We start from the raw sequence: 17,244 nt of genomic DNA on the forward strand, positions 1-17,244 counted from the left end.
CTGTTGCACAGGTTCGCCAGCAGTTTGGGTGGTCAGTTTGACACGGAATCCCATGGTCAGTTTCTCCGAAATATACAGACATGCCATAAAAGATAAAAACGGCGAGTACTATGAAATTATAACGGACAACATAATCAATCTGTCTTACGACAAATTAATTTTGCTAGAGCGACAAGGCAGACAAAGAACGTTCAAAAAAGTAATTGATTAACCAACCTGCTTACAGAGCAAGGTGATTGTGAAGGATAGAAAACGCCTAATAACAACAGGTTTAAGTTAAGTCTCGGGCGAATTGCGAGCACAAGAACTTGAATCTTTTGACTTAGATTATTGCTTTGGTTTACAGCTACTTGAGTATGTCTAACGAAGGATATATGTAGGCTTACATTTCTTGATTTAGCTTAAGCTACCAATGTCAATCGTAACCCTTGATCATCTTCTTTCCCAAGATCTTTTTGGCTCCGCCGATCTGTTTAGAGATATTACTTTCGGTAGTTCCCAGTTTTGAGGCAATCTCACGGTTACTCAGTTGCTCTTCCCTGCTCATCTTGAAAATCTTCCGCATCTGCGGGGGAAGTTTGCTGATCTGTCTATCGATGTAGCCCTGTAGTTGGTTTTCCCTCACCTTGTGGTCGGCATTGTTTGCTATGGTATTGGCAAAGTTTGCGAGAAAGTCAATGTATTTCGTTACTACCCCTTGGTGCGCATAGTGGTTGAGGATACTGCTCCGCAGTGTTATGTAAAGGAACTGTACTAGGTTGCCTTCGGGCAACACCTTTTCACGTTTGTGCCATAGCGTTGCGAACAGCTCTTGCACAAAATCCTTTGCTAGTTCTTCATCCTGAAGCTTTCTATAGGCAAACTTGAACATGAGCTGGAAATAGCGGTTATAAATTTCGGTGTAGGCTTCGTTGTTCCCCTCCCTCAATAAGATGACAAGGTTTTGCTCCGGTGTTTGGTGATCAATTTGGTTCATTGTAATATATGGTTAGATGAAATGACACTGACAAACATTTCCCTCCTTTATTGACCAATCGGTATAGATTAGAAAGTATCGACGGTAGATATATATGAAGACACCGTGTTGCCTTTCCGCGGAAGAAATCATTTTATTTTTAAAAAGGATCTGATGTAAAGACATGTTCCAAGGTTTTATTCGAACCTTAAACAATGAGAACAGCGATTGAAAAAAATCAATAGGGCCGGTGCCACAAAGCTTAATGTCACAAGGCTCTGGTAAGCCCCCTATTCCGAAGATAGGTTCCCACACTAAACATAAGTGAGCACCGGCCCTATCACATGTATAGGGATGGATACTCTACTTACACTCGTGGGATAAATTTACCAGATTTAGTGACGAGGCTCGTAAGCAATACTTTTTACAGAAGAATTGCTAAAATATAACTTTTAATTCTTTTTTGATTTTTATAAAAATAAAAATAATTAATGTAAAACAAAAATTATATAATGTTTTACATTATATAATTAATTAAAAACATTAATTTAAGTAAATTTTTGTTATTTTTTGGCTTGTTATATTTGTTTTACATCATCATCTAAATGGGTAAAACAGTATATAATCGTATTAAATCGGTGTTGGCGGAGAAAGGTAAATCAAACAAGGATTTGGCAGATGCTTTAAATACTGCACCAGAAACTGTTTCCAGTTGGTGTACAAATACAGCACAGCCTTCAATAAAAAGGCTTTTTCAAATCGCTAAAGTCCTTGATGTAGATGCTAGAGAACTTCTGATTTCTTCGAAGTAAAGCAGTTCTTTTCCTAGAATTATCAATGCATTAAATCGAAAAAGTTCCTTACCAAGCGCGCATCAAATCTCACAAGAACCAAAGATAGATAAGAAATTTGCTTATGTTTTTGATGTGATGTAGGCTCATGTGTCGACGTTCAATACATTATTAATCTAAGAATAGCTGCTAGGTATAATCCCTTCGCTCATTTTCGGCCTGCGGAACTCCCCTCCTCTTTCCTCCGCTAGTTCCCGCTTTTTGCATTTACGCAGGAACGTTTGTGTGAAGATAGTACTGCCCTAGGGTAATAAACTGGATTAGATAATAGTTAACATTAATTCACAGTTACCAAAATAAAGCCATCGATTTCCGATGGCCTTATCCCAAATTAGCTGTAAAGTATTACTTACTTTCTTGATTTTTTATCGTTGTCACTTCGTTACGTCCTGCGGATGCCAGGTTCTTGATTTCCATGTAGGCTTTTCTTAAACGTGTTCCGGCAGCTTTGTTGCCTTTGGTGTAGAATGCTGTTGCATCTGTCTCGGTTGCTGCGATCAGTTCTTTTAGTTTTTCGAATGAATTCATATGATTTTGTTTTTTAAGTCCGAAATTATGGATTAAGCCTATAACAAGCAAATTGGACATGTATTTGATCAGAATCGGAATGGTTATTCTAGGTTTTATGCACGGTAAAATAGCCTTCTTTCGAGATTGCTGACGAAGGGACAATAGGGGAAACAAAAAATCTTGTATTCTATGAGAGGATCTGTGCGGTAAGCTTGAAACTATAAATCTAAAGTTTCTACTGAACAGCTTGATGCATAACATTTCGAAATAATCAGCTGATTAACTAGCGCGTTTATGTTAAAAAAGGATGCTCGTCGATCTTTTTTGTTGTTCATAAGTCCGTCTAAAATGTTAATAATTGCTAATATTTTTAGCAATATCTTTGCGTTTGCATTTCCTTTTTGTTGTGGTTTTGGATGTGGTGTCGGGTTTTTGGGGCTTGATGGTTTGATTTTTTTTGGATTTAATCTGGTGTGTTATGGGCTATTGTGAGCTGCAGGTGACGAGTAATTTTAGTTTTTTGAGGGGTGCTTCGCATCCGGAGGAACTGGTGGAGCGGGCGGCGGAGTTGGGCTATGTGAAGTTGGCGATCACGGATGTGAATACTTTGGCGGGGGTGGTGCGGGGGCATGTGGCGGCGAAGAAGTTTGGGATCGGTTTTATCCCTGCTTGCAGGCTGGAGTTATTGGATGGGCCTCCGCTGTTGGCCTATCCTACCGATAGGGCGGCTTATGGCCGGCTTTCGGCGCTGTTGAGCTTGGGAAACCTGCGTGCGGAAAAGGGCAAGTGTTTCCTTTACCGTAGGGATGTGTTCGATTATAGCTTGGGGATCTTGTTCGTGGCTGTGGCGCCGGAGGCTTTGGATGAGGATTTTAGGTTCGATGCTGGCTTTTTGGCTGACTTGGGCGATTATAAAAGGCATTTGGGGGCTTCGCTTTACCTTGGGGTGAGCCGGTACTATCATGGGCAGGACCAGAAACGGCAGTTCCGTTTGGAGGCTTTGGGTTTGGAGTTGGGGATTCCGCTGGTGGCGACGAATGATGTGTATTACCATGTGCCTTTGCGCAGGCAGCTGCAGGATATCCTGACCTGTGTGCGGGAGAAGTGTACGATCCATACGGCAGGTTTTCGTCTGCTCAGTAATGCCGAGCGGCACCTGAAGCCTGTTGGGGAGATGCAGCGTTTGTTCAGGGCCAGTCCAGAGTTGTTGGAAAGGACGCTGGAGATTGCCGATCGCTGCCAGTTTTCCTTGGACAGTCTGGAGTATGTATATCCGGATGAGATTCTTTCTGGTGACCGTTCGCCGATGGAGGAGCTGGAGATGCTGGCCTGGAGGGGCGCCGAGGAACTGTTCGGACTGCCCTTGCCGGAGAAGGTGGTGGACAATATCAACCATGAGATGGCTTTTGTCAGGGAGATGGATTATGCGTCTTACTTTTTGACGGTCTACGATATCGTGCGTTTTGCCAGGTCTAGGGATATCTTGTGCCAGGGCCGTGGTTCTGCGGCCAATTCGACGATCTGTTATTGCTTGGGGATCACTTCGGTGGATCCTACGAAATTTGATCTACTCTTTGAGCGCTTCATTTCTTCTGCGCGCAACGAACCGCCTGATATCGATGTGGATTTTGAGCATGAGCGCCGGGAGGAGGTGATCCAGTATATCTATGAAAAGTATGGCAGGGACAGGGCGGCGATCGTAGCGACGGTTACACAGTTGCACCAGAAGGGGGCGCTGCGTGATGTGGGCAGGGCAATGGGGCTGTCGGTGGATACGATCGACAGGTTGTCCGCTTCGATTTGGGAGTTTACCGACGAGTGGTTTGAGGGGAACAGGTTGACCGAAAGTGGGCTGGATCCGAATGATCCGCTGTTAAGGAAGGTGTTGGAACTGACCTGGCAGATGATGGGCTTTCCGCGGCAATTGGGCCAGCATACGGGCGGGTTTGTGATCACGCAGGGAAAATTGACGGACCTCTGTCCTATTTTCAATGCCCGTATGGTGGACCGGACGAATATCGAATGGAACAAGGATGACATTGATGCCTTGGGCTTTCTGAAGATCGATGTGCTGGCCTTGGGGATGTTGACCTGTATCCGGAAGGGATTTGACCTGGCCAAGCTGCATTATGGGCTGGATCTGACTTTGGCCTCGATCAATCGCGAGGATGATCCCAAGGTGTATGAGATGATCAGTGCGGCCGATACGATCGGGGTGTTCCAGATCGAGAGTCGTGCCCAGCAGCAGATGTTGCCGCGCCTGCGTCCAAAGTGTTTCTATGATCTGGTGATCGAGGTGGCCATCGTACGTCCGGGTCCGATCCAGGGGGATATGGTGCACCCCTATCTGCGCAGGCGCAATGGCCAGGAGCCGGTGGAATATCCTTCGGATGAACTGGAGGAGATTTTGGGAAAGACCCTAGGGGTGCCGCTGTTCCAGGAGCAGGCGATGAAGATTGCCATTGTGGCTGCTGGATTTACGGCTACGGAGGCCGATGAGCTGAGGCGTGCCATGGCGACTTTCAAGATGCATGGGATGGTGACCAGGTTTGAGACGAAGTTGGTAGAAGGGATGACGGCCAGGGGCTACAGCGAGGAGTTTGCACGCCGGGTGTTCAAGCAGCTGGAGGGCTTTGGTTCCTATGGTTTTCCGGAGAGCCATGCGGCCAGTTTTGCTTTGTTGGTGTATGTTTCGTGTTGGCTAAAGTGTTATTATCCTGATGTTTTTGCATGTGCGATCCTGAATTCGATGCCGATGGGATTTTACAGGCCGGCGCAGCTTGTCATTGATGCGCGTAACCATGGGGTGCAGGTCAGGGAGATTGATGTAAATTTCTCGTTTTGGGACAATGTCCTGGAGGAGCAGGTGGGTAAGTTTAGGGCACTGCGTTTGGGCTTTAGGCAGATCAGCGGGATGCGTGCCGAGGACATGGAGATTTTGGTGGCGGGACGTAGGGAGGGCTATAGGGGGCTGGCGGAGCTGCTGGATGCAGGAGTGTCGCTTGCTGGCATGGAACGGCTAGCGGATGCGGATGCGTTCCGTTCATTGGGCCTTGATCGCAGGCAGGCGCTTTGGGAAGTTTCGGCGTTGAAGGATCGGCCTATTGGAGTGTTCAAGGGACAGGCGGGCAACGGTGAGAAGGAAGTACAGATTGCTTTGCCGCTGATGGGAATGGGCGAACATGTGGTGCAGGATTATGCGAGCACTTCGCTATCGCTCAAGGCGCATCCGGTGAGTTTTGTGCGGGAGAAGCTGAAGCTGTTGCGGGTGAAGTCTTCGGCTGAGATTGCTGCGACGGATAATGGCACGATGGTCAAGGTGGCGGGCCTGGTGCTGGTCCGACAGCGTCCGGGAACTGCGGGCGGGGTCTGTTTTATCACCATAGAGGATGAAACGGGATTTTCCAACCTGGTCGTTTTTGAAAAGCTTTTTGAAACGTATCGCAGGGAGATCTTGCATGCAAAGCTGCTGATGGTGGAAGGTAGGCTACAGCGTGAGGGCCAGGTGGTACACGTGATCGTACAGCGCTGTTTTGACTTCACGGGCCTGTTGTCGGAACTTAATGATCAAAAGGCGGCTCCGTTCACTACGGAGAACAAGCGCAGCCAAGTACGGCAGCAGCAGGAAAGTGAGGCCTTTCATGGGGGAAGGAACTTTAGATAGATAAGCGAATGATCAGTTAAATGGAAGTTCAACCTGGCCCAACCATATTTGACGCTCAAAGATTAGCTTCAATCGGCAGATTCATTTCCAATAAGCGCCAATACAGTAGACACTCCGCAATTTCCTTTGTAGTGCCTTAAACCTACGGATTTAAATAACGAACATGCACTTTCTACGCTCGGCGAGGAGGTCGAACAACGGCATGACGCCTATCTTAGAAATGACTTTAACACAAAAAAGGTGCAGTCTATCTTTAGACTGCACCTTTGATGTATGACATCTACACTCAAAGATCATTTATAACATGCTCCGAGTTCATTCAGGGCACTGTTGATGCCCGTGTTGTATGAATTCAGGGAGTAAATATCCCCAGTGGTAATATTCGCAACGTACAGGTCATAGCCACCTGATCCGCCCGATTTTGTACTGGATAGAATCACATGGTCTGTTCCACACGGAAATGCATCCGAATAATCTGCGGTCGTGGTGTTAAAAGGTAATCTTGTAGGTGTTGCACCACTAAAATAGCCCATATATACCTGATCGTGCCCATTGGTTGCACTATACCATCTTGAATACAGATATTTGGTAGGCCCCCAAACTATCGGATAGTACTCTTGGATACCAGTAGCATTGGCGATGGCCGTTTTCCCTGTGCCATCGATATTGATTTTATAGATATCGGAGGCGCTTCCCGCTCCCTGGGCAAATATCAACTGTGTAGCATCATCGGAATAATAGGGCATACCTTCTTCAAGAGCTGATGTTGAGGTTACCACATCGGTAATGGTGCCATTTGTCTCCATGATCTTCAAATCATTATCCTGCTTAAATGCTATACGGTAACCATTAGGAGAGAATTTGGGATCTTCGTCGCGTTTTCCGTTACCTGCTGTAAGATTGACCGGCGCACTACTTGACCCGACCGTCCAAATATAGATATCCCAATCTCCCGAACCCGCAGGCTGTCCCATAAAAACGATCTTACTGGCATCTTCATTGAAATGTGCATTCATCGGAAAGTCAATGTTCCAATATTGGCTCACCCATGTCAAAGCATTGGTCGCAAAGTTATAGATATAGATGCGGGTGTCGGAGCAACCGTAGCAATCGTACTTATGATAAACTAATTTACCGCCAAGAACCGGCGGGCTTGCAATAGGTTTTGAATTTTTCCCCGAAACATTGGCAACAGCATTTGGGTTACTTGGATCACCCAAATTTTCTGCAATATTCGCTTTATCACAACTTCCAAAAAACATCAGGATAAAAACTCCCAAATAAACGAGTCCAAAGTTTAATTTTTGATTTCTCATAACAAATATTTTTAGATTGATTAATAAATAATTCTATATGCTATTGTTTCGTAAAAGCATAGGTGCCACCCTTTAGGTCCCCATTCAAAGTAATACTCACCTTATAATTCCCCGCTTCTTTCACAGCAATAATATCTTTGCCTCCGGTAGCAGTCAGGTTGCCAACAAGATTATTCTCCTCCATTCCGCCCCACTCCAGCCAATCTGGATTGACAGAGTAAAACTTCAGGTAATTATTGGCTGGCAAAGCCACAGTCTTCTCAAATGTTAAGGGATGTTTATAGCTCAACAATACTTCTGTCCTAGTGGCCCAATCGGTATAATGGAACAACTTTATATTGTGATATTGCCAGGTAAGCTGGGCAGCACCAAAATTTACCGAAAGCTGATAGGCTTGGCTTCTCGCCACAGTAAACTTGCCCTTGCCCTGTACAACTTCTAACAATGGATCATCCCATACCACTTTGTCATCATTGGCATAGTCATAGGCAGACAATGGTTCTTTGATAATATAAGATGTGCCTGAACCATCTGCCTTGGTATTAAAGGAATAGGACTTGTCTACCTCTAGGGCTACATAATTGGCAGAGACAAATGCGTCTCCCCTCTTTACCAATGCTACATTGGTACCTGTAGGGAGAATCAGGTAGAGTGTTTGTGGTGCTACCGTTGGTACCTTGGTACGGAGTTCCTTTTCGGGTAGTGCATCTTCGGGTTCCCCGTCTCCCTTCTTACAGGACGTGAGGATGGCTGATGCCAAGAACAGCATCAATAAAAACTGGATTGATTTTTTCATAATTGTATTGGATTGGTTAACGTTTATTCTAAGTTGACGTTCATTTGCTGATCAGCTTTCTGGTACAAAGCGGACCAACATTTACTTATTTCATAAAACCTGGCATTCTGTATCTAATTCCTTTGTTATCCATTGCTGTTAAATGCGATTTTAATCGTTTTGTAAATGAATCTAGATCTCTTCGATCATTAGACCAGGTAAATTCCGCGAAAGCCTGTAATCTTGGATAGATAAAATATTCAAGTGCGGCTTCCGATGGAATATTTTCTGTAAATACACTTGCCTGGTAACCATCAATACTGTTATTGAAAGCATTACCAAATCTCTGGTTCGGTGTAAAGTTATACAGTGTGGTGATGCTTTCATCAGTAGAGGCACTACTCAGGTAGAACCAGGTCCAAGGCGTCATGACAAACCTATTCCCGTTGGCAATCGCATTATTAGGTGTAATCCAGTCTCTCCAATAGGTAACTACCGCATCGGCGTCTATGCCTACTTCGTTGGCATCGTCCCAAACTATTGCCTTTCTCCCTTTAGCTTTCAGATGGGACTGCAGGTCACTGATGAATAATTTCTGGATCTGTTTCACATCGGTAAGGCTATTTTCTGTCATGTACTGCTGACAGATTGCAGAAGCTGCCCAAGTGGTCTTATCAACCTCATCATTGCCAATATGGATGTATTTCGAAGGAAAAATATCCATCAGTTCATCCAGAACGGCAAAGGCAAATTGCTTCACATTAGGCTTACAAGGACAGATAGGATAAGAAAACTCTGCTCCCCATCCAGCTGTACCCGTTGCAGACAGCCATGGATAAGCCTTGATAGCCGAAAACATGTGCCCAGGCATGTCAACCTCAGGGATAACATCTATATAGTTTTGGGCCGCATAAGCTACGATCTCTTTTAAATCTGCTTTAGTGTAGGATGCCTTATACACTTTAACACCGTTCATTGTAGTCAAGAACCGATTATCGATATTGTAAATAGGATTTGATTTAGCTCTTTCAACATTCTCTAAATCATATTTATTGAACGCTCGCCAGCTGCCCTGCTCAATTAGCTCTGGATATCCCGGAATTGGAATACGCCATCCCTGATCATCGGTGAGATGCAGGTGCAGCTTGTTCATCTTGTATAGGGCCATCCAATCAATCAGCTTTTTGATGTAATCTTTGGTATAAAAATTCCTAGCCACATCTAGCGCAAAAACACGCCATTCAAAAAATGCCTTATCCTGTACAGTTACACCTTTCATCGTGATTTTTTTAGCACTTTTTTCTATTCGTGCGTCCCACAGGTACTGTCTAAAGCTCTGCAGCGCATAAAAAACAGCAGCCACATCTTTGCCAACAATATTTATTTTGTCCTTCCTGATAGTGATTTCATAAGTAACACTGAGGTTGCTATTTTCCGAAATTACAATTGCCTTGGCATCCGATGAACTTCCATTCGACAAGGTAATTCCAGCTAAACTGGTCAAATCCTTATTTAGTAATTCTATGCCAGCAGCGTGTTGACTGCCTGCCACTATTTTAACATTGTTATCCATTAAAAACTCTTCATCATTGAAAAGAACCGATTGTGGCAAAGGGATGATCGAATGGATGGCAGATAGCGTGGGCAAGGTGGTGCCGCCGCCATCAACAGTTCCGCTATCAGCTTTCTTACATGAAAATGTCTGCGCCGTAGATAACATCAGCAGTAAAAACAATATCTTCTTATTAACTTTCATAAAATTGTGGTTTTAGAATTTTAAAGTAACTACATCACCCATTCTACCGTCTTTAGTGATAACATTGAACTGGTAAGTTTTCGTTCTATCTAAAGGAATTATTTGGGTATACCTCTCGGATTTCAGATTTGGCGCAGTACCATCCGTGGTGTAATAGATATCAAATCCAGGATATTCGAGGTTACACATCAGGGACTCTTCGTAAACCCTAAGTCCCAACACCGGCAACCTGTATCGATATCCGCCATTCAAGCTATTGAGCTTCTGAAGCTCTTGTGTGCCCAACTTTTTCATAAAGCCCGCATAGTCTTTTGCAAATGCAGCTTCATTAAAGTTAGTCCCTGTTTCCCAAGATGGTTTTGGTGCCCATGCCCTTTCGGCCAATGCTATAGCCCGCGGGAACAACATATATTCTAACCGTTCACTAGTAAGGATTTTTTCTGACCAGGCCGCCCCCTTGATGCCGATAATATTACGTTTGCCTTCCTCTGTAAGCCTGACCTTGTTGGCTAAAAATCCATCGCTAAGCTTCTCGCCAAAATTGTTGGCAAAAACATTCAGGAAATAATTTTCGGGCAAAAAAGAATAGGACTTTTTGAGATTTGTGAAACCTGCCCAAGTGTGTCCAGCTTCTTTGAAGGTATCCTGCCAAGCAATATCGAAATAAAAATTGCTGGCGCTGGTATACACCACTTTATATCCCGCATTCGCTAGCTGATAGGCCAAGTCTTCTTGACCGCCCCCAATAAGATTATTCCAGACATCAACCTGAATATCCTGATTAACCAATGCTGGATTGGTCACCATACCATTTCCGTTATTCACCATCCCCATTTCTTCCCAGCCCGCCAGTTTCAATCCCTTTAGCTTACATAATTCTGCAATCTTTTGGATGTAATACGGCCACACCTCATTTACGGAAGAAAACTTTAAACTATCTCTTAAACGGGTAATTTGTGGGGACTTTTCCCAAGCGCCCCTAGGCACCTCATCACCTCCCAAATGAACTTTGTTCAAGGGGACCCCTGCCGCAGCATACATCCCTTTCATCTCATCCAAAACTTGGGAAATAAAATTATATACCGAAGGCTTGGCCACATTCATAACATTGTCGTTCCAGCTCTGTGCAGAGAAATATTCAGACTTGTCAGCTGTATCGTTCAACAGGTACCTTTCCGCTTTTTCCCTATCCCCTAGTTTCATAAACTTACGGTAACGGGCTCCCATAGCCTTGATGGCTGCTCTTGCATGTCCCGGAGTTTCCAGCTCGGGAATCACTTGAATATGATTTTTCTGAGCATACAGCAGGATTTCTTTAAAATCATCGACCGAGTAATACAATTTGGTTTTAGGGTTTGCCCCAGAGCCATAAGCCGGCTGCAGCGAATTCCCATCTGCATAAAATCCACTTCTCGTACTTCCTACCTCGGTCAGCTCTGGCAAAGAGGGAATCTCCAATCTCCAGCCTTCATCATCATTGAGATGCAGATGCAAGGTATTCAGTTTATACATTGCCATCAAATCAATGATTTTTTTTACCGTTTCCTTAGAATGAAAATTACGGGCTACATCCAGCATCAGTCCCCTATACCCATATCTAGGTTGATCCTTAATGACCACGGCAGGAATGTTTATTTTTTCTAAATTTACATTCCAATATTGGGCAGGCAATAATGATTTTAGACTTTGGATTGCATAGAAAGTGCCCTTAGCTGTAGCAGCAGAAATGGTAATACCTTTATGGTTTACTACCAATTCATAGGCTTCTTCTCCAAATGACACATTGTGCAGAATTTTGATATCTGCAGTTTTTTTGTCCTGTTTTTTTGAAGAAAATGTTACACCAGACGTCTCTTTCAGAAATTCCCTAAGATAAATTCCTTCTTTATCAAAAGATGGATCTGTCCACAAGGTAGACTTAGCGCTGATCGTATAAAACCCATCTCCCTGCTGTAGTGCTAAGGGAGAAGGAATTATTTTTTGAATATTGGAAGATTCATGTGAGCGGTTAAGCTCATATTGAGCTGCCAACCTATTCAATTTCTCAGCTAATGGATATTCCTTGTTGATCGAATTATAGATTACGGGATGTGCATTGGTTTGAGTGGCATCATCGTAGGTGAGATATAGACCTGCCGGTGCATCTGTAAAATTTGGAAGTGTACCATTAGTTTTAAAACTGACTTCTATCGATCCGTTTGCTGGTATCGTTAAATTTTCGGCTACAAAACTTAGCTGGTATAGATCTCCATTCTTGTGCGTTATCTTAAACTTCTTGTCAACCGAGTTCACGTTGATACCACGCATAAAATTGAACCAAAGGTGCCAATTTTTACAGGGTACATCTTCTTTAGATGCATTATAAAACACGAATTTAGAAATTGGATTTTCCTTCCCTAGATTCCCATCTTCAATCGTCCATTTTACCTCTATCTTACGATGGATTTCCTGGGCGTTCAAAGACAGCGCAAAGAAAACTGCCATCATTAGCATTATGCCTCTATACATCCCGTTTTGTAGAAAATAATATAACATAGCTCAAGTTTATCGTCAGCAGCCTTATGGATTTGGGGTCAAATTCGGGTTACGGTTACGCTCTCCCTGAGGGATCGGCAGCAACGCCTTGTTCGGATTCATATTATAGTTCATCTTGGTACTTCCGCCTGCACAGGTCAATGAATATTCTTCCAAAGCTGTCATCGTACTCACCAGCTTGCCCATTCTTACCAAATCGTCCCAACGGTAGCCTTCAAAGGCGAGCTCTAACCTTCTTTCATTTAGGATAATGTCACGTAACGTTATTTTATCTGTTGTTGTAATCCCTCCGAGATTTACACGATTACGAACCATGTTTAACGGAGCCAATGCTTCAGGGCTTCTATCTAGTTCATTCAATGCCTCGGCCTTAAGCAATAAGATATCATCAAATCTCAACAGATAAACATTGTCACCACTTTCCCAAGCACTTGCATGTCTAAATTTGTAAGGGAAAGGGATCGATCCTGCTACAGCACATGGTTTCCAGAACTCATCAGACCATTCCGCGTTGTCATAAAAAACAGAGGCTGATTTCCGCTGTACATCTCCCGCATTATCATAAGCGGCGATCAGGTTTCTGGAAGGTGTAACATATTTTCTCCAGTCATCTCCAGACAGCGAAGGAGGCAAAAGCATTTGAGGTCCCCAGTTGCTTTCTGGAGTACTGGCGTTATATTGCACCAGTAATATGGTCTCTTTATTGTTGTAATTCAGCCCGTCGAATAACTGGTCATAGCTGCCATGCAGACCATAGCCAAGCTTTTCTACCTCAACGCAATATTGCAAAACCTTGTTGTAGTCCCTGTCTGGCCTTTGTGCATGTACCTTTGCCAACAACGCATAAACTGCACCTCTGGTAATTTTCGATTTATTTAATGACAGATTATTGCCATAGTCGGTAGGCAATGCCGCTGCCGCTTCTAAATCTTCAACAATAAAATTATATACATCTGTAACAGAAGATCTGGATATATTGGCATCTTCCGGATTTACCTTTCCAAATTCCCTTACAATTGGCAGGCCACCAAATGCCTTTACTAGCTCGAAATAATAGAAAGCCCTTAAAAAGCGAGCTTCGTTGATAATGTTAGCTCTTTTGTTTCCATCTTCCAACTTGGCGTCATTTACCAATGGCGCTTTTTCTATGACTAGATTTGCCCTGGCAATACCGTTGTATAATTGTCTCCAAGTTAGTAGGATTCTAGAGTTTAACGCAGAAATCTGTAACTCATCATATTGATAAATCTCAGGATCGTCCCCTCCAGCGTAGGCATTATCAGACCTTACATCGGACATCACAAAGTTCTCCCAAATAAAATAATCAGAATTCAGCGTCTTATAGACCCCGATCAAGGCAGCCTCTAGATCAGCTGCAGTTCTGTAAGCATTTCCCGTAGTCAAGTCAGACTCTGGGGCTATATCAACAAATTTGGTACAAGATGTTATAGTTAATATTGAAACGATCACCGTAATGATCATTAGTTTTAAATTCCTTTTCATAAAAATCAACTTAGAATGATACGTTTAAACCAAAAATTACCTGACGAGCTTGTGGATAGCTACCGAAATCAATTCCAAAGGCCCCATTTCCACTGAAAGCACTGGCCTCTGGATCGTACCCAGAATAATCCGTAATGGTGAACAGGTTTTCCCCTGTAACATAAAGATTGGCATTGCTTAACCCAAGCTTGCCGAAAATCCCTTTTGGCAACGTATAGCCCAGCGTTACAGATTTTAATCTCAAGTACGAACCATTTTCTACGAAACGTGAAGAGATATCTGAATTGGAAACGTTAGCATAAATAGCTTTTGGAATATTGGTGATTTGTCCTGGTGTTGTCCATCTGTCTAATACGGCGGTAGATTGATTTCTAAAATCGTTCATTCCCTCAGTCTCTATTCTGGTCGCATTAAAAACATCATTTCCCTGTACTCCCTGTACAAAAACAGTAAGATTCCAGTTTTTATAATTTAAATTATTGGTTACTCCGTAGGTAAATTTAGGATTTGGATTACCGATAATGGTCTTGTCCTTATCATCGATAACATTGTCGTTGTTGAGATCCTGATAAATCATCATCCCTGTTTGAGGATCAACTCCATTAGCTAGATAGCCGTAGAAAACAGCTAAAGGCAAACCTTCCCTAATTAAAGACGCTTCTTGACGAAGGTTGATAAAGCCATCTAAAATATCCGAACCACCAATATATCCCACTTTATTTCTATTATAGGCTAAATTTAGGTCGGTGCTCCATCTAACAGCCTTCACGGTGTTTTTGGTACTCAATAAAAATTCTAAGCCTCTATTGTCCAATTTTCCAATGTTTTGGATAGCGCCACTAAATCCGCTTGAAAGTGCAACCGGTTTGTCTAGCAACAACTTGGTTGTTTTTTTCTGGTAGGCATCAATTGTAAGGTTTACCCTACTGTTAAACATCGCAATATCCAAACCTATGTTATTTTGAATAGTGGCTTCCCATTGCAACCTTTTATTCTCCGGTGTTGAAGGTGCAGTTCCAGCTAATACCTTACCGCCTTGTACGTAGTTATATCCCGTTCCCACCAAACCATATGCTGCATAATTGGAAACACCATCGTTACCCACACTTCCCCAGGCATATCGAATTTTGAGATCATTGATCTGCTCAACATCCTTCAAGAAATTTTCTTTTGATAACCTCCAACCTACAGAGAATGAAGGAAAATATCCTCTTCGGTGTTCTTCACCAAAAGGAGATGCCGCATCTGCCCTGAAATTGGCGGATAACAGATATTTATCATCATAAGCATACCTGATTCTGGCAATAGCAGAAACATTACTTCTTTCACTTTTCGTAGCCGATGGCCTTCCAAATATAGACCCACCATTCACAGTCTTCACGCTGGTACTACTAAATCCTTTGGCTTCGATAGAGGACGATTCACCATATTTTTTCTGTGTAGTAAAACCAATCAAAGCTTCGAAGGCATGTTTTTCGTTGAAAACGGTCTTATATTCCAATGTATTTTCAGACAACCAATATTCACTTTGGTTAGTATTGAAATTGGCGACACCAGCATTTGCACGGCCCCAATCTGTAGAGAATGGGTCTAGGAAATAATTATACTTACTGTTGTAATTATCGTAGCCAAACATACTCCTGAATCTTAAGCCCTTAATGATATCTACATTGGCATAGATATTTCCATAAAAGCGGCTATTATTATAAGCATTCTCAGAACCATCTATATAAGCTACTGGATTGTTAAAAGACAACCTAAGTGGATTGGCCGTAAAGGTCCCATCGGCATTGTAAATTCCGATCACTGGTGACGAGGTTAAGGCGTTCATGATGACACCTGAATTACCGGAACCTACATCCGAAACTATATTTCTGTCGAACCAACGGGCATAACTTAAGCTCGCACCTATGGTAATTCTTTCGGTAACTTTTTGATCAATATTGGTTTTGAACGTTCCCCTTTTAATCTCGTTAGATTTCACAATTCCCTGTTCCTGAGAAAAAGCCCCAGAGATGTAATATTTGGTCTGTTCGTTTCCTCCAGCTACTGCCAGCTGATAATTTTGTAGGCTTGCAGTTCTAAAAACCTCTTCCTGCCAATCTGTATTCGCGGTGAAGTTGTTCCAGTTGGCCACTTGCCCCAATTCGTCCATCAATGAAAGGTATTGTGTCCTGTCCAGCACATTAAGTTTTTTGGCCGCATTACTTAATCCCGTGTAGGCAGATAAACTCAACTTAGCTTTACCAGAATTCCCTCTTTTGGTGGTAATCAGCACCACCCCATTGGCACCAGCGGCACCATATATCGCTGCAGAAGAAGCATCTTTTAAGACCGAGATGCTTTCTATGTCATTGGGATTGATATCAAAAAGCAATTGGGTCGGTACGCCATCGATAATATATAAAGGCTCGCTCCCTGCAGTGATGGAAGTAGTTCCCCTTACCCTTAGGCTGAAACCTCCCTGTGGTTTACCCGAAGGCCTGATGATCTGCACACCCGCAGCCTTACCCTGCATGGAATAGCCAAGGTTGGTGGATGGCCTATCTTCAAAATCCTCCGATTTGATCACGCTTACTGCCCCAAGGATATCTTTCTTTTTTTGGGTTCCGTATCCCGTTACCACTACGTCCATCAACACTTCTGTAGCTTCGACCAACGATACGTTTACCGACTGGCCTGCAATAACTTTTAAAGTTTGGCTAACAAAACTGATATGACTGAACACGAGTTCGTCGGACTGTTCGGCAACGCTAACGACAAAAGTTCCGTCGCTAGTTGTTTGGGTTACCTTACCCGTGGATTTTACCGTAACCGCTACTCCGGGTATAGGACGTCCATTTTGGTCGGCGACGATACCCTTTACGGTAGGTACTTGGGCTTCGACGAGATTTTTAGTATTTATTATAATATTCTTTTCGAGTACTGAAAATGTTAAGGGAAGATCTTTAAGACATTGCCTCATTGCATCTTCCAAACTTGCGCTTTTCAGATTTACCGAAACTTTGTAACCTTGCGACAGAATAGAAGCATCGCAGATCACATTATACTTTGTTTGCTTCCTGATTTCACGGAAAACATCTACCAAAGATGCCCTGTCTTTTGTTAGGGAAATAGTTTGGGCAAATCCGTTAGCATTAGCCTGGAGTATCACAGCAACAATAATAAAAAATATCAACTTCATAATCAGCAAGTTACGCTTACTAAAAATTACAGAAAGTCCTGTAAAAGACAACAGAGGAGAAAAAAACATACTTTTGTTTGGTTAGTTTACTATTGGATTGGTTAACGATTAGTCTGAGTAAGCCTAGCTTACTGTCTTACAGTAATGCTGAGAGCACTGGTACTGCTCTCAGCTAAATTTTATATCAGCTACTAA

11 protein-coding genes are annotated in these 17,244 nt (G+C 43.1%); 3 read left to right on the forward strand and 8 right to left on the reverse strand.

Translation table 11 applies throughout. The annotated features are described in order from the left end of the window. Nucleotides 1-211 (forward strand): hypothetical protein (locus AC23ME_RS00005; RefSeq protein WP_487725695.1); only part of this gene is annotated, 211 nt, incomplete at its 5' end. Nucleotides 212-415: 204 nt separating this feature from the next. Here AC23ME_RS00005 and AC23ME_RS00010 read toward each other — a convergent pair. Continuing rightward, nucleotides 416-976 (reverse strand): RNA polymerase sigma factor, encoded by a 561-nt coding sequence (locus AC23ME_RS00010; RefSeq protein ID WP_487725696.1) that lies wholly within the window; start codon nucleotides 974-976, stop codon nucleotides 416-418. A gap of 584 nt (nucleotides 977-1,560) precedes the next feature. Between AC23ME_RS00010 and AC23ME_RS00015 the strand changes: the two genes are divergently transcribed. Continuing rightward, entirely contained in the window at nucleotides 1,561-1,767 is a 207-nt protein-coding gene (locus tag AC23ME_RS00015) for a helix-turn-helix transcriptional regulator (protein ID WP_487725697.1), read from the forward strand. A 384-nt stretch (nucleotides 1,768-2,151) separates the two neighbouring features. Here AC23ME_RS00015 and AC23ME_RS00020 read toward each other — a convergent pair whose 3' ends face one another. Beyond that, a complete protein-coding gene (locus tag AC23ME_RS00020; RefSeq protein ID WP_487725698.1) occupies nucleotides 2,152-2,334 on the reverse strand; it encodes a histone H1 in 183 nt (60 codons plus the stop codon). Between the two features lie 460 nt (nucleotides 2,335-2,794). Here AC23ME_RS00020 and AC23ME_RS00025 point away from each other — a divergent pair, with 460 nt between their 5' ends. Next, on the forward strand, nucleotides 2,795-5,980 hold the full coding sequence (locus AC23ME_RS00025) for an error-prone DNA polymerase (protein ID WP_487725699.1): 3,186 nt from the start codon (nucleotides 2,795-2,797) through the stop codon (nucleotides 5,978-5,980). A 293-nt stretch (nucleotides 5,981-6,273) separates the two neighbouring features. On the opposite strand, the gene AC23ME_RS00030 is transcribed toward AC23ME_RS00025, so the two are convergent. From AC23ME_RS00030 to AC23ME_RS00055, 6 genes are all read right to left on the reverse strand, one after another. After that, complete coding sequence (locus AC23ME_RS00030) at nucleotides 6,274-6,996, reverse strand: TolB family protein (protein WP_487725700.1); 723 nt, start codon at nucleotides 6,994-6,996, stop codon at nucleotides 6,274-6,276. Nucleotides 6,997-7,336: 340 nt separating this feature from the next. Next, complete coding sequence (locus tag AC23ME_RS00035) at nucleotides 7,337-8,092, reverse strand: hypothetical protein (protein WP_487725701.1); 756 nt, start codon at nucleotides 8,090-8,092, stop codon at nucleotides 7,337-7,339. A gap of 85 nt (nucleotides 8,093-8,177) precedes the next feature. Then, a complete protein-coding gene (locus AC23ME_RS00040) occupies nucleotides 8,178-9,827 on the reverse strand; it encodes a beta-N-acetylhexosaminidase (RefSeq protein ID WP_487725702.1) in 1,650 nt (549 codons plus the stop codon). 12 nt (nucleotides 9,828-9,839) lie between these two features. Then, complete coding sequence (locus tag AC23ME_RS00045; protein WP_487725703.1) at nucleotides 9,840-12,335, reverse strand: family 20 glycosylhydrolase; 2,496 nt, start codon at nucleotides 12,333-12,335, stop codon at nucleotides 9,840-9,842. Between the two features lie 51 nt (nucleotides 12,336-12,386). After that, nucleotides 12,387-13,865, reverse strand: a complete 1,479-nt coding sequence (locus AC23ME_RS00050; RefSeq protein ID WP_487725704.1) for a RagB/SusD family nutrient uptake outer membrane protein — start codon at nucleotides 13,863-13,865, stop codon at nucleotides 12,387-12,389. Nucleotides 13,866-13,875: 10 nt separating this feature from the next. Beyond that, the gene (locus tag AC23ME_RS00055; RefSeq protein ID WP_487725705.1) at nucleotides 13,876-17,049 is read right to left on the reverse strand and encodes a SusC/RagA family TonB-linked outer membrane protein; all 3,174 of its coding nucleotides are present in this window, start codon (nucleotides 17,047-17,049) and stop codon (nucleotides 13,876-13,878) included. Between the last annotated feature and the right edge of the window lie 195 nt (nucleotides 17,050-17,244).

Source organism: Pedobacter sp. T50_32, assembly GCF_057652195.1.